Annotated in this window: 11 protein-coding genes; all 11 read left to right on the top strand. The window is 69.4% G+C overall.

Going from position 1 to position 12,981, the window contains the following annotated elements; all coding sequences use genetic code 11:
• The first annotated feature begins 65 nt into the window (after positions 1-65).
• Positions 66-737: a response regulator transcription factor gene (locus AC5QAB_RS08575; RefSeq protein ID WP_005415973.1), complete on the top strand. Its 672-nt coding sequence runs from the start codon at positions 66-68 to the stop codon at positions 735-737.
• 1 nt (position 738) lies between these two features.
• A complete protein-coding gene (locus AC5QAB_RS08570) occupies positions 739-2,082 on the top strand; it encodes a sensor histidine kinase (RefSeq protein WP_495233347.1) in 1,344 nt (447 codons plus the stop codon).
• Positions 2,083-2,141: 59 nt separating this feature from the next.
• Positions 2,142-4,541, top strand: coding sequence for a DNA internalization-related competence protein ComEC/Rec2 (locus AC5QAB_RS08565; protein ID WP_495233346.1), 2,400 nt, complete (start codon positions 2,142-2,144; stop codon positions 4,539-4,541).
• A gap of 3 nt (positions 4,542-4,544) precedes the next feature.
• On the top strand, positions 4,545-5,207 hold the full coding sequence (locus AC5QAB_RS08560; protein WP_014646605.1) for a MotA/TolQ/ExbB proton channel family protein: 663 nt from the start codon (positions 4,545-4,547) through the stop codon (positions 5,205-5,207).
• A 3-nt stretch (positions 5,208-5,210) separates the two neighbouring features.
• Entirely contained in the window at positions 5,211-5,633 is a 423-nt protein-coding gene (locus AC5QAB_RS08555; RefSeq protein ID WP_014036620.1) for an ExbD/TolR family protein, read from the top strand.
• Positions 5,630-7,378 carry a lipid A export permease/ATP-binding protein MsbA gene (gene msbA / locus AC5QAB_RS08550; RefSeq protein ID WP_014646606.1) on the top strand — a complete coding sequence of 583 codons (1,749 nt, stop codon included), beginning with the start codon at positions 5,630-5,632 and terminating at the stop codon, positions 7,376-7,378. The genes AC5QAB_RS08555 and msbA overlap by 4 nt, the downstream gene beginning before the upstream one ends.
• Positions 7,378-8,397, top strand: a complete 1,020-nt coding sequence (gene lpxK, locus AC5QAB_RS08545; RefSeq protein ID WP_032960871.1) for a tetraacyldisaccharide 4'-kinase — start codon at positions 7,378-7,380, stop codon at positions 8,395-8,397. Before msbA ends, lpxK begins: the two co-directional genes overlap by 1 nt.
• Before the next feature lie 75 nt (positions 8,398-8,472).
• A complete protein-coding gene (gene kdsB / locus AC5QAB_RS08540) occupies positions 8,473-9,246 on the top strand; it encodes a 3-deoxy-manno-octulosonate cytidylyltransferase (RefSeq protein ID WP_032960868.1) in 774 nt (257 codons plus the stop codon).
• Positions 9,243-9,731, top strand: coding sequence for a low molecular weight protein-tyrosine-phosphatase (locus tag AC5QAB_RS08535; RefSeq protein ID WP_075674843.1), 489 nt, complete (start codon positions 9,243-9,245; stop codon positions 9,729-9,731). The genes kdsB and AC5QAB_RS08535 overlap by 4 nt, the downstream gene beginning before the upstream one ends.
• Positions 9,728-11,140 (top strand): hypothetical protein, encoded by a 1,413-nt coding sequence (locus tag AC5QAB_RS08530; protein WP_069117271.1) that lies wholly within the window; start codon positions 9,728-9,730, stop codon positions 11,138-11,140. The genes AC5QAB_RS08535 and AC5QAB_RS08530 overlap by 4 nt, the downstream gene beginning before the upstream one ends.
• Positions 11,137-12,981, top strand: coding sequence for an excinuclease ABC subunit UvrC (gene uvrC / locus AC5QAB_RS08525; RefSeq protein ID WP_032959320.1), 1,845 nt, complete (start codon positions 11,137-11,139; stop codon positions 12,979-12,981). The genes AC5QAB_RS08530 and uvrC overlap by 4 nt, the downstream gene beginning before the upstream one ends.

The raw sequence follows: 12,981 nt of genomic DNA, 5'->3' as shown, positions 1-12,981 counted from the left end.
GCATGGGCGCAAAACCCTGGCGCCAGGCACTATGATCGGCAGCGTTTCCGGCAGACGAGTTCCTGATGCGCATCCTCCTGGTCGAAGACGATCCTGATCTGTCCCGCGCCCTGCAATCGGGCCTGGAGCGGCAGGGCGTGGTCGCCGACGTGGTCGGCAGCCTGGCCGAGGCCGCGCTCGCGTTGCGCGAACCGGTGCACCAGCTGCTGCTGCTCGATCGCCAGCTGCCCGATGGCGATGGCGCCGGATTCGTCGCGACGGCGCGTGCGCTGCGGCCGAACCTGGCGGTGATCATGCTGACCGCCAAGGGCACGCTGTCGGACAAGGTCGAAGGCCTGGACGTCGGTGCCGATGACTATCTGGTCAAGCCGGTGGCGATCGAGGAACTGATGGCGCGCATCCGCGCGGTATCGCGCAGGCCTTCGGCGATGGTGACACCGAGCCTGCGGCTGGGGCGGCTCGAGTTCGATTTCGAATCGCTGCAGGCGCAGGTGGAGGGCCAGCCTCTGGCGCTGCCACGTCGGCAGGTACTGGTGCTGCAGGCATTGGCGATGCGGCAGGGGCGCACGGTCACCCGCAGTGCGTTGGAGGCTGCGGTGTACGGTTTCGACGATGAGATCCAGTCCAATGCGCTCGACGCGCACATCTCCAAGCTGCGCAAGGCACTGCAGCAGGCCGGTGCCGGCGTCGAGATCCACGTGATACGGGGCGTCGGCTACCTGCTGGCGGAGGCCTGAGATGGCCCGTCCGATCCGTTCGATCACCCTTGGCCTGGCCTGGCGCCTGTTCCTGGCGCAGGCCTTCACCGTACTGTTCGCGGTGGTCGCGCTGATCCTGACCTGTGGTGACAAGGACTCCTGGGGCATGGACATGTTCGTTGCCGAGGCGGTGGCCAAGGCGGTGCACAGCGAAGACGGCCGCCTGGTGCTGGACCAGGCGCGCTGGGACAAGCTCGATGCCAACGCCGGGGGAAATCTCTGGTTCGCCGCGGTGGATGACAAGGGCATGTGGCTGGAGCGCGGCACCATCCCCGCGATCCACGCGCCGATGCTCGCGCGGCTGCCGACCGTGGGTGCCACCGAGCTGGGTTCGCTGGTACCGCCCTACCTGGACGTGGCGCGGGTGATGATCCGCAACGAGGATGGGCGCCGCATCACCGTGATGGTCGGTGGAGCACCCAAGGGCGGGCTGCTGGACGGTGCGCTGATGGTGCTGCGCCTGATCGGCCTGTGGTTCTTCCTGCCACTGATCGTGGTCACCCTGCTGGTGATGCCGACCGTGATCCACCGTGCCATGCGCGGTGTGCGCCGTTCCGCGCAGCAGGCCAAGGAGCTGGACATCGGCCAGCCCGGTGCGCGGCTGGATGCGCGGCTGGTCTCCACGGAAGTGGCGCCGCTGGTGGAAGCGTTCAACGATGCCATCGACAAGGTGCAGCAGGGCTACGCCGCGCGCGACAAGTTCCTTGCCGACGCAGCGCACGAGCTGCGCGTGCCGATCGCCGTGGTGCAGGCGCGCCTGTCGCAGCTGCCGCAGGGCGAGCTGAAATCGCAGTTGCTGACCGACGTGGCGCGGCTGGGCAATGTTGCCGAGCACCTGCTTGATCTGCAGCGGCTTGACCGCAATGTCGGCGCATTGCAGCGGCTGGACCTGGCCCTGCTGGTGCGTGATGCAGCCGCGGACCTGGCGCCGTTGGTGGTGGGCGCCGGCTATGGATTCGAAGTGGACGCGCCGGAAGCGCCGGTGTGGATCCACGGTGACAGCCTGGCGCTGGGGCGGGTGATTGCCAATCTGGTACACAACGCGATCGTGCATGGTGGTGGCCGTGGCACCATCTGTGTGCGGTTGGACACGCGCGGGTTGCTGGAAGTCAGCGACCAGGGCGCGGGCATTCCAGTAGGCGACCGCGAGGCGATCTTCGAGCCGTTCCATCGCCTGCGCGCGGCGGGCAGCGGCAGTGGCCTTGGCCTGCACCTGGTGAAGGAGATCGTGCAGCACCATGGCGGCTCGGTCAGTGTCGGTGAGGCCGCGGGCGGCGGCGCAAGCTTCCGGGTCAATTTCCATCGCGGCAGCGTGCGGCGCTGACGCGTTTGCGGGGCAAGTCCCGATAGGCAACCTGCCGCCGGCAGCGGCAGGCTGGCCTCATGGCCATCGAGCGCTCCCCGTCTCCCTTGCTGGGCAGTGGCACCGCTGGGGCGCTGACACTGGGGGCGTTGGGCTGCGTGCAGCTGCCGCAGCTGCCGCCGCTGTGGGTCTGCACGGTGATGATCGTGCTTGGCATGGCCGGGTGGGGCCTGCGATGGCGGGGGCGCCTGCCGGCGGTCATGCTGCTCGGTGCCGGATGGACGTCGATGCACGGGCACTGGGCAATGCAGGACCAGCTGCCACCGGGCCAACCGGCTCGGGATGTAGTGGTCAGTGGCCGGGTCATCGATCTGCCGGATCATCGGGCCGCGCACACCCGCTTCCTGCTGCAGGTCAGCGAGAGCCGCGAACTGCCATCGCTGCGCGGCAAGCGCCTGCAGGTCACCTGGAACGACGGCTGGCAATGCAGGTCCAGCGCCGCTGCCGAGGGGCGGCGCAGGCAGGTCCTGGCCGGTGCGCAGTGGCAGCTGGCGCTGCGTGTGCGGGCCCCTCGCTCGCGGATCAATCCCGGGGGGTTTGACAGTGAGCGTCATGCGCTGCTGCGTGGCGTAGCCGGCACTGGAACGGTGAGGGCGCCGGCCAGCGCGCGTGAGCTGCAGGCCGGACATGGCCTGCCGGCATGGCGTGAGCGCACCAGCGCCGCCATCGCGATGCAAGTGGCCCATCCGGCCGCACGCTTCGTGCAGGCGCTCGCCCTGGGCGACACGCGTGGCCTGTCCGACACCGATTGGGATCAGCTGCGGGCGCTGGGGCTGACCCATCTGGTGGCCATTTCCGGATTTCATGTCGGGGTGGTGGCGGGGCTGGGGGCGTTGCTGTGCCGAGGGCTGTGGTGGCTGTGCCCCCTGCTGGCCCGGCATTGGCCACGTCCACAGGCGGCGGCCTGCGCCGCGGCGCTGTCCGCAGCGGGCTATGCGGTGCTGGCCGGCGGTGAATTGCCGACCGTGCGCACGGCACTGATGATCGGGCTGGTGGCCCTGGCGCGCAGCGGGCGGCGCCCGCTCGGTCTCGTGCAGGGGCTTGCGCTGGCGGCGCTCGCGCTGCTGCTGCCGGCGCCCCTGTCGGTGCTGTCAGCGGGCTTCTGGCTCAGCTTCGGCGGCGTACTGTGGCTGGTGTGGTGCTTGCCGCAGGGACGTCCGCGCGGGGTGGCCGCCAACCTGCGCGGGTTCCTGGCCGCACAAGGGGTGGCCAGCGTCGGCCTGTTGCCGCTGGGCATCGCCTTGTTCGGTGGCACCGCCTGGCTGGGGCCGCTGGTGAACCTGCCGGTCATCCCGTGGTGGACACTGCTGGTGGTGCCCCTGTCGCTGCTGGGCACCGCCCTGCAGGCGCTGCACGACGGCGCTGGGCGCTGGGCGTGGCGCGCGGCCGCGTGGCTGTTCGAGATCAGCTGGCAGGCCCTGCAGCCACTGGCGGCGCACCCGCAGGCGATGTGGTGGCTGGCCGAGGCGCCGGCCTGGGCGGTGCCGGCGGCGCTGCTGGGGGTGTTCTGGTGGCTGCTGCCACGGGGTGCCGGGGGCTGGCTGGCTGGCCTGCTGCTGTGCCTGCCGCTGCTGTGGCCGGCGCGTGAGCGCCCGGCCGAGGGGGAGCTGGAGCTGCTGGTGCATGACGTCGGCCAGGGCACGGCGGTGTTGCTGCGTACTGCGCAGCATGCCCTCTGGTACGACGTGGGGCCGCCGAACGGGGGCGAGGGCAGCGAGCGGGTCCTGGTTCCGTCACTGCGGGCCCTGGGCCAGGCGCCGCCCGAGCGGGTGCTGCTCAGCCACGACGATCTCGATCATGCCGGCAACCTGCCGAGCCTGCGTCTTCAGCTGCCGGGGCTGCCATTGCTGGCGCCGCCGGGAAGTACGATCGCCGGGGCCGGCCGTTGCCAGCGCGGCCTGCGCTGGCACTGGGATGGCGTCGATTTCCAGGTGCTGCACCCGGATGCCGGCAGCCAGCGGGCCGAAAACGAAGACAGCTGCGTGCTGCGCGTGGCCGGTGCCCATGGCGTGGTCCTGTTGCCAGGGGACATCGGCCGTCCGGCCGAACAGGCGCTGTTGCGGGCGTCTGCGCCGGCGCTGAAGGCGGATGTGGTGCTGGTGCCGCACCATGGCAGCGGCGGCAGTTCCAGCGCGCCCTGGGTGGCGGCGGTGTCAGCCCGGCTGGCACTGGTCTCGGCCGGCCACCAGAACCGTTTCGGCCACCCGCGCCAGGACGTGGTCCGGCGCTGGCAGGCGCAGGGCGCCGAGGTGGTGTCCACTGCTGAGTCCGGGGCGATCCGCGTATGGCTTGGCGCACAAGGGCTGCAGCTGCGTGAACAGCGCATCCATGCATCCCGGTGGTGGGATGCCGCTGGGCGGGCGCGGTCGGCTGCTATCCTATCGCCGATCGAACAAGCGGCCGTTGGGCCGGAGGGTTGAAACGTGTGGGAACTGGTCAAGGCCGGTGGCTGGCCGATGGTGCCGCTGCTGCTGTTGGGCGTACTGGCTTTGGCGATCATCCTGGAGCGTTTCTGGTCCCTGCGGCGAACGGAGGTGCTGCCGCCCGGCCTCGGCCAGGAAGTGCGCAACTGGGCCGCGCGCGGCAAGCTTGACCCGGCGCACCTGCAGACCCTGCGTGCCAACTCGCCGTTGGGCGCGCTGCTGGCGGCCGCGCTGGAAGCCCGCAACCGCCCGCGCGACCAGATCCGCGAGCGCATCGAGGATACCGGCCGTCACCTGGTGCACCGCATGGAGCGGTTCCTCAACGCGCTGGGCACCATCGCTTCGGCCGGCCCGCTGCTGGGCCTGCTCGGCACCGTGATCGGCATGATCCAGATGTTCCTGGGCATCCTCGACCATGGCGTGGGTGATGTGAACCAGCTGGCCGGTGGCATCGGCAAGGCCCTGGTGTGCACCGCCACCGGCATGATCGTGGCCATCCCGGCACTGATGTTCCATCGCTACTTCAAGGGCCGCATCCACGGCTACGTGGTGGAGATGGAACAGGAGGCCAGCGCCCTGCTGGATACGCTCGACGGCCGCCCGGGGGTGATGAACCCGTCCCCGTCGGCGCGCCCGGCCAACGCCGCTGCGGCGAAGGCCTGATCGATGCGTATCGGCAATGACCGATCCCAGGATGAGCCGCATATCGATCTGGTCCCGCTGATCGACGTCATCCTGGTGCTGATCATCTTCTTCGTGGTCACCACCACCTTCGATGCGCGCTCGACGTTGCAGGTGCAGCTGCCCACCGCCAGCCAGCAGCCCAACAACGAGCCGCCGCGTTCGCTCAGCGTGCTGATCAACGCCGAAGGCCGTTATTTCATCAATGACCAGGAAGTGCTGCGCAGCGATGTCGAGTCCGTCAAGCAGACCATCGCCGCCGTAGCCGGCAGTGATCGCAGCCAGCCCGTGCTGCTGCGCGCCGATGCGCGTACTCCCTACCAGGCCGTGGTGACTGCGCAGGACGCGCTCGGTCAGCTCGGTTTCCGTCGTATCGCCATTGCAACTGCGCCAGAGGTGCGTCCATGAGTTCCCATCACGCGCCGGTGTGGCCGATCTACAAACGTCTGCTGGGCTACACCCGCACCTACTGGGTGTTCATGGTGGGCGCGGTCATCGCCATGGTGGTCGAAGCTCTTGCCGGCTACCACTTCACCAAGCTGATGGAGCCGCTGGTCAACGAAGGTTTCGTCGATCCGCAGCCGCGCGCGGCCGTGGTGCTGCCGCTGACCATCCTCGGCCTGTTCCTGATGCGCAGCCTGGCCACCTGGGTCAGCGACTACACGCTGGCCAAGACCGGCCGCAGCGTGGTCCGCGACCTGCGTGAGCAGGTGCTGCAGAAGTACCTGCACCTGCCGTCGTCGCACTTCGATACCGAAGCGACGCCGGTAATGGTCAGCCGTCTCAACTTCGATACGGAACAGGTCACCCAGGCCAGTGCCGACGCGCTGAAGACCGTGGTCGCCGATACCCTCACCATCATCGCGATGCTGGCGGTGATGCTGCAGATGAGCGTCAAGGTGACCCTGGCGATGCTGCTGGTGGTGCCGCTGATCGGCGGCATCGTGTCCTACGTGGGCAAGCGCTACCGTCGCATCAGCCGCGGCATCCAGGACGGCATGGGCACGATGGCGCAGACTGCCGAGCAGTCGCTGGCCGCGCAGCAGGAAGTGAAGGTGCACGGCACCCAGCAGCATGAGATCTCGCGCTACTCGCGCCTGGCCAACCGCATGCTGGCGCTGAACATGAAGGTCGAGGTCACCCGCGCCGCCGCGTCCAGCGTGGTGCAGTTCCTGGCCGCACTGGCGCTGGCGGTGATCGTCTGGGTGTCGACCCGCGAAGCCCTGGCCGGCCGCCTCAATGCCGGCCAGTTCATGGGCCTGATGACCTCGATGATGGCCATCATTCCCTCGCTGCGCCGACTGACCAGCGTACAGACCTCGATTTCGCGCGGCGTCTCCGCCGCCGAGCGCCTGTTCGGCATCCTCGACATGCCGGTGGAGCGTGATGAGGGCCAGCACCGCGTGCAGCGCGTGCGCGGCGAACTGGCGTTCGACCACGTCATGCTGCGCTACCGCGAAGACAGCGGCATTGCCCTGGACGACATCAGTTTCGTTGCCAGGCCGGGCACGGTGACGGCCATCGTCGGCCGTTCCGGCAGCGGCAAGACCAGCCTGATCCGGCTGGTTCCGCGCTTCTACGAGCCCAGTGGCGGCGTCATCACCCTCGATGGCGTGGCCCTGGATGACTATCCGCTGGCCGACCTGCGCCGGCAGGTGGCGATCGTCGGGCAGAAGGTGATGCTGTTCGATGACACCATCGCGGCCAACATCGCCTACGGCATGGAGGCGACCGATGAGCAGATCCGTGCGGCGGCCGAAGCGGCCAATGCCTGGGAGTTCATCGCACGCATGCCGCAGCAGCTGCAGACCCCGGTCGGCGAGAATGGCGCGCTGCTGTCCGGTGGCCAGCGCCAGCGCCTGGCGATTGCCCGCGCGATCCTGCGCGACGCGCCGATCCTGATCCTCGACGAAGCCACTGCGGCGCTGGACAACGAATCCGAGCGCCTGGTGCAGGATGCGCTGCAGCGCCTGATGCCGGAACGCACCACGCTGGTCATCGCGCACCGCCTGTCGACCATCGAGCATGCCGACCAGGTGCTGGTGATGGACCATGGCCGCATCGTTGAACGTGGCACCCACAAGGAGCTGCTCGAACTGGGCGGCCTTTACCAGCATCTGCACAGCATGCAGTTCCGCGAAAGGCAGGACTGATGGCCGGCAAGGGTACCCAGACCCCGGCGTACTGGTACGACGGCAGCCCCGTTCCGTGGACGATGCGCCTGCTGGCGCCGCTGTACGCAGGTGTCACCGCACTGCGCCGGCGCGCCTATCGGCGTGGCTGGCGCAAGCGCCACTCGCTGCCGGTGCCGGTCATCGTGGTCGGCAACATCACCGCCGGTGGTACCGGCAAGACGCCGCTGACCATTGCCCTGGTCGAGCGCCTGCGCGCGGCCGGCTGGAAGCCGGGCGTGGCCAGCCGTGGTTATGGTCGCGAAGACGCCGACAAGCCGCTGTGGGTGCAGGCCGATACGCCAACTGCCAAGGGCGGTGACGAGCCGGTGCTGATCGCCTGGAAGACCGGTGTGCCGGTGCGCGTGGACCGCGACCGTGTCGCCGCCGGCAAGGCGCTGATCGAGGCCGGCTGCGATGTGATCGTCTGCGACGATGGCCTGCAGCACTACCGCCTGGCGCGCGACATCGAGATCGAAGTGGTCGATGCGCAGCGTCGCTACGGCAATGGCCGGATGATTCCGGCCGGGCCGTTGCGCGAGCCGGTCAGCCGCGCCAGCGAATGCGATTTCCGGGTGGTCAACCTCGGCCAGGCCGATGAGGAAACCGCAGCGCAGGCCTGTGGCTTCGGCCAGTGGCCGATGGCGCTGCACATCGACAGTGCGCAGCCGCTGGCCGGCGGCCGCGCTCGCCCGCTGGCGTACTTCAAGGGCCAGCGCGTGCATGCGGTGGCCGGCATTGCCCATCCCCAGCGCTTCTTCGACATGTTGCGCGCGCGCGGGATCGGCGTGGTGCCGCATGCGTTCGCCGACCACCAGGCCTACCAGCCGCAGGACCTGTCCTTCGGTAGCCAGCTGCCGGTATTGATGACCGAGAAGGACGCGGTGAAATGCCGTGCGTTCGGCAACGACTGGCACTACGCGGTTCCGCTGCGCGCCGAGCTGCCCGCGGCGTTCTGGGTGGCGCTGACCGATCGCCTGGACAAGCTGCGGCCGAACTGAGTGGCGCGGCGGCGCTTGCATTCACGCGCTGCTGCCCGCATTCCCGTTGTAACGAGCCTGCCGAGTACCGCCTGCATGACTGAATTCGTCGTCGCCATTCCGGCCCGCCATGCCGCCTCGCGGCTGCCGGGCAAGCCGTTGCGCCCGCTGGGCGGCGAGCCGCTGGTGCTGCATGTGGCGCGCCGCGCGCTGCAGGCCGGTGCCCGTGAAGTCTGGGTAGCGACCGACGATCAGCGCATTGCCGATGCGCTGTCCGGGCTGGCCGAAGTGAAGGTGGCGATGACCGCGACCACGCACGCCTCCGGCACTGATCGCCTGGCCGAATGCGCACGCATTGCCGGCTGGGCCGATGACACGGTGGTGGTCAACCTGCAGGGCGACGAACCGTTCGCACCGGCGGCCGGTATCCGTGCGGTGGCCGATGCGCTGGTCGCAGGCACTGCGCCGATGTCGACTCTCGCCACGACCGTCGAGGACGCGCACACCCTGTTCGACCCGAACGTGGTGAAGCTGGTGCGCAACGTGCGCAACGAGGCGATGTACTTCAGCCGCGCGCCGATCGCCTGGCACCGCGACGGCTTCGCACGCAGCCGCGACACGCTGCCGGACGGCCACCACTGGTTGCGCCACATCGGCATCTACGGCTATCGCGCCGGCTTCCTGCAGCAGTTCGCGGCGATGCCGCCGGGCCAGCTGGAGCAGGTCGAATCGCTGGAGCAGCTGCGCGTGCTGGAAGCGGGCTATCCGATCAGCGTGGCGATCTCGCCCGAGCCGTTCCCGCCGGGCATCGACACGCCCGAGGACCTGGAGCGCGCCGAGGGGCTGCTGCAGGCGATGGCGCCGCGATGAGGCTGCTGGTCGTCTGCCTCGGCAACATCTGCCGTTCGCCGATGGCCGAAGGCGCGCTGCGCGCACGCCTGGATGCCTCGCCGCTGGCCGGGCGGGTGCAGGTTGATTCGGCTGGCACCGGCGACTGGCATGTGGGCGAGCCGCCGGACCGCCGCGCGATCGCCTGCGCAGCCGGGCACGGCGTGGACATCGGCGGCCTGCGCGCACGCCAGCTGCAGGCCGTGGATTTCGACCGTTTCGACTGGATCCTGTGTGCCGACGAGGCCAACCTGCGTGATGCAGGGCGCCTGGCGTCGGCGGCCCAGCGTGAACGGCTGGCGTTGTACCTGCCCTGGTCGGGCGGGCAGGGGCGGGTAGCCATCCCCGACCCCTACACCGGCGGCAGCGATCATTTCGAACAGGTCTGGTCGCTGGTCGACGATGCTGCAAAACGTGCGGTGGCACGACTGTTGCATGACGCCGACTCCGGCATAATCGGGTCATGAACGTCCAGCCCGTCCCGGACCTGCCCGAGTTCGCCACCTGGCTCAATGCCACCCCCTGCACCCTGACCGAACTGCGCGGCCGGCCGGTCGCGCTGCTGTTCGTCAATGCGGCCTCCGCCTGGAGTGCGCAACGCCTGGCCGAGTTCGGCCAATGGCTGTCGCGCCACCCCGGCAAGCTGCAGCCGCTGGTGCTGCAGGTGCCGCGCTTCGATTTCGAGCGCGACGCCAGTGCCGCACTGAAGCTGCTGCGCCGCCAGGGCCTGGCCATGCCCGTACTGCTCGATGCCGATTGGGATGGCTGGCGCCGCTTCGGCGTTACCGCCTGGCCGACCGTGGTGCTGCTGGACGCGCAGGGTCGCGAGCAGCAGCGGCTGGTCGGGCAGGGAGCACCCGGTGAACTGGAGCGCGCCCTGAACACGCTGTGCCAGGGCGCGCCTTCGGCGCCGCCGCGCGGCGGCAGCGAACTGCATCCGGAACCACGCCAGGCGCTGCGGTTCCCGCTGGGCCTGGCGGTCAGCACCGAACGCCTGTACATCGCCGACAGTGGCCATCACCGCATTCTCGAATGCAGCCATGGCGGCCGCATCCTGCGCCAGTTCGGCCTCGGTACCGCCGATTTCATGGACGGCAACCTGGCCGAAGCGGCGTTTCACCGCCCGCAGGCGCTGGTGCTGGAGCGCGATTCGCTGTACGTCGCCGACACCGGCAACCATGCGGTGCGCCGCATCAACCTGCTGACCGGCATCGTCGACACGCTGTGTGGCAACGGACGTCCCGGTGCGCCGGTGGAAGGTCCGGTGGCGCAGGCGCGGCAGGTCTCGCTGGACCATCCTGTCGGCCTGGCCATCGCCGACAACCAGCTGCACATCGCGATGGCCGGCGACAACCGCATCTGGAGCTACCACCTGGGCCAGCGCAGCCTGCAATGGCGCGCCGGCAGTGGTTCCATCGACGAGCGTGACGGCAGCGGCCACCTGGCTGCCTTTGCCCAACCGACTGCGCTGGCCGTGGTGCAGCAGGTGTTGTACGTCGCCGACGCCCTGGGATCCTCGATCCGTGCACTGCAACTGCGCGGCGACCTGGTGCAGACGCTGGTCGGGCAGGGGCCCTGGCGCTTTGGCAGCGAAGACGGCCCGCGTGCGCAGGCCAGCCTGCAGTATCCGCAGGCGATCGCATTGAGCGCGGACGCTCCGCTGCTGTGGATTGCCGATACCGGCAACGGTCGCCTGCGCACGCTGCGCCTGGGCGGCGGTGAACTGACCACCCAGCCGCTGCCTCGCCGCCTGCATGGCCCGGCCGGATTGGCGGTGGGCGCCGGTGCGGTGTGGATCGCCGAGACTGACGCCCATGCCGTGCTGCGATTCGACCCCGACAGCGGCGTGCTCAGCGAAGTCCCGATCAGCGAATGACCGACGTTCCCGCCCCGGCCTTCGACGGCAAGGCCTTCGCGGCCCAGCTCAGCACCGCCCCTGGCGTGTACCGCATGTACGCCGCCGACGACACCCTGCTGTACGTGGGCAAGGCGCGCGCGCTGCGCAACCGTGTCGGCAGCTATTTCAACGGCAGCCCGAAGAACGCGCGGATCATGTCGATGATCTCGCAGATCACGCGCATGGACGTGACCGTGACGCGCTCGGAAGCCGAGGCGTTGCTGCTGGAAAACCAGCTGATCAAATCGCTGTCGCCGCGCTACAACGTCTCGCTGCGCGACGACAAGACCTATCCGCATGTGCTGCTGACCCGCGAGGACTGGCCGCGCATCGCGCTGCATCGTGGCCCGCGTGCCATTCCCGGGCGCTACTTCGGGCCGTATCCCGGCGTCACCGCCGTGCGCGAGACGCTGAACCTGATGCACAAGCTGTTCAAGCTGCGCAGCTGCGAGGACAGCGTGTTCCGCAACCGCTCGCGGCCGTGCCTGCAATACCAGATCGGGCGTTGCAGCGCGCCGTGCGTGGAGCTGGTCCCGGCGCCGGAGTACGCCGAGTCGGTGCGCCGCGCCGCCCTGTTCCTGGAAGGCAAGAGTGACGAGCTGACCCGCGAACTGGGCGAGCAGATGCAGGCCGCCAGCGAGGCGCTGGAGTTCGAGCAGGCCGCGCGCCTGCGCGACCTGATCTCCTCGCTGCGCAGCATGCAGACCCGCCAGTACGTGGATGGCCGCGCCGCGGACCTCGATGTGCTGGCCGTGGCCATGCAGGGCTCGCAGGCCTGCGTGCTGCTGCTGGCCTTCCGTGATGGCCGCAACCTCGGTACCCGCCCGTTCTTCCCGCGCACCAATGGCGAGGAAAGCCCGGAGGAAGTGCTTGCCGCCTTCGTCTCGCAGTACTACATCGAATTCGAGCCGCCGCGCGAGATCCTGCTGGACCGCGAGATTCCCGACGCCGACCTGCTGGTCGCCGCGCTGTCGGCCTCGGCCGAGCGCAAGGTGCAGCTGAAGTGGAACGTGCGCGGCGAGCGCGCCGGCTATGTGGAATTGGCCAGCCGCAACGCGCAGCTGACCCTGGCCACCGAACTCAACAGCCGCAATGCGCAGCACGCGCGCAGCGATGCGCTGCGCGAGATGCTGGGCCTGGCCGAGCCGGTCAAGCGTGTCGAGTGTTTTGATATCAGCCACACCCTGGGCGAGGCCACCGTAGCCTCGTGCGTGGTGTTCGACGCCGCCGGCCCGGTGCGCGCGCAGTACCGCCGCTTCAACATCAGCGGCATCGAGCCGGGCGACGACTACGCCGCCATGCGCCAGGCCATCGACCGCCGTTTCCGCCGCGCAGTGGAAGAGCAGGGCGTGCTGCCGGACGTGCTGCTGATCGACGGTGGCGCCGGCCAGTTGGCACAGGCGCAAGCTGCACTGGCCGATCTGGGCGTGGAAGGCGTGCTGCTGGTGGGCGTGGCCAAGGGCGTGGAGCGCCGTGCCGGCCACGAAGCGCTGGTGATGCCCGATGGCCGCGAGCTGCGCCCGGGCGCGGCCAGCCCGGCGCTGCAGTTCATCCAGCAGGTGCGCGACGAGGCGCATCGCTTCGCCATCACCGGCCACAGGGGGCGCCGCCAGAAGGCGCGGATGACCAGCAAGCTGGAGGATATCCCCGGCATCGGGCCGCGCCGCCGCGCCAGCCTGCTCAAGCATTTCGGCGGCCTGGTGGGCCTGAAAGCCGCTGGCGAAGCGGAAATCGCCAAGGTGGAAGGCATCAATGACGCCCTCGCGGCACGTATCTACGCTAACCTGCACGGGTTGGCCACGCCTGATGCGGCCGAGTAG

The sequence above is a fragment of the Stenotrophomonas sp. YJH_SMC_127 genome, from assembly GCF_059372445.1.
This window is presented reverse-complemented; position numbering and strand designations above follow the sequence as displayed.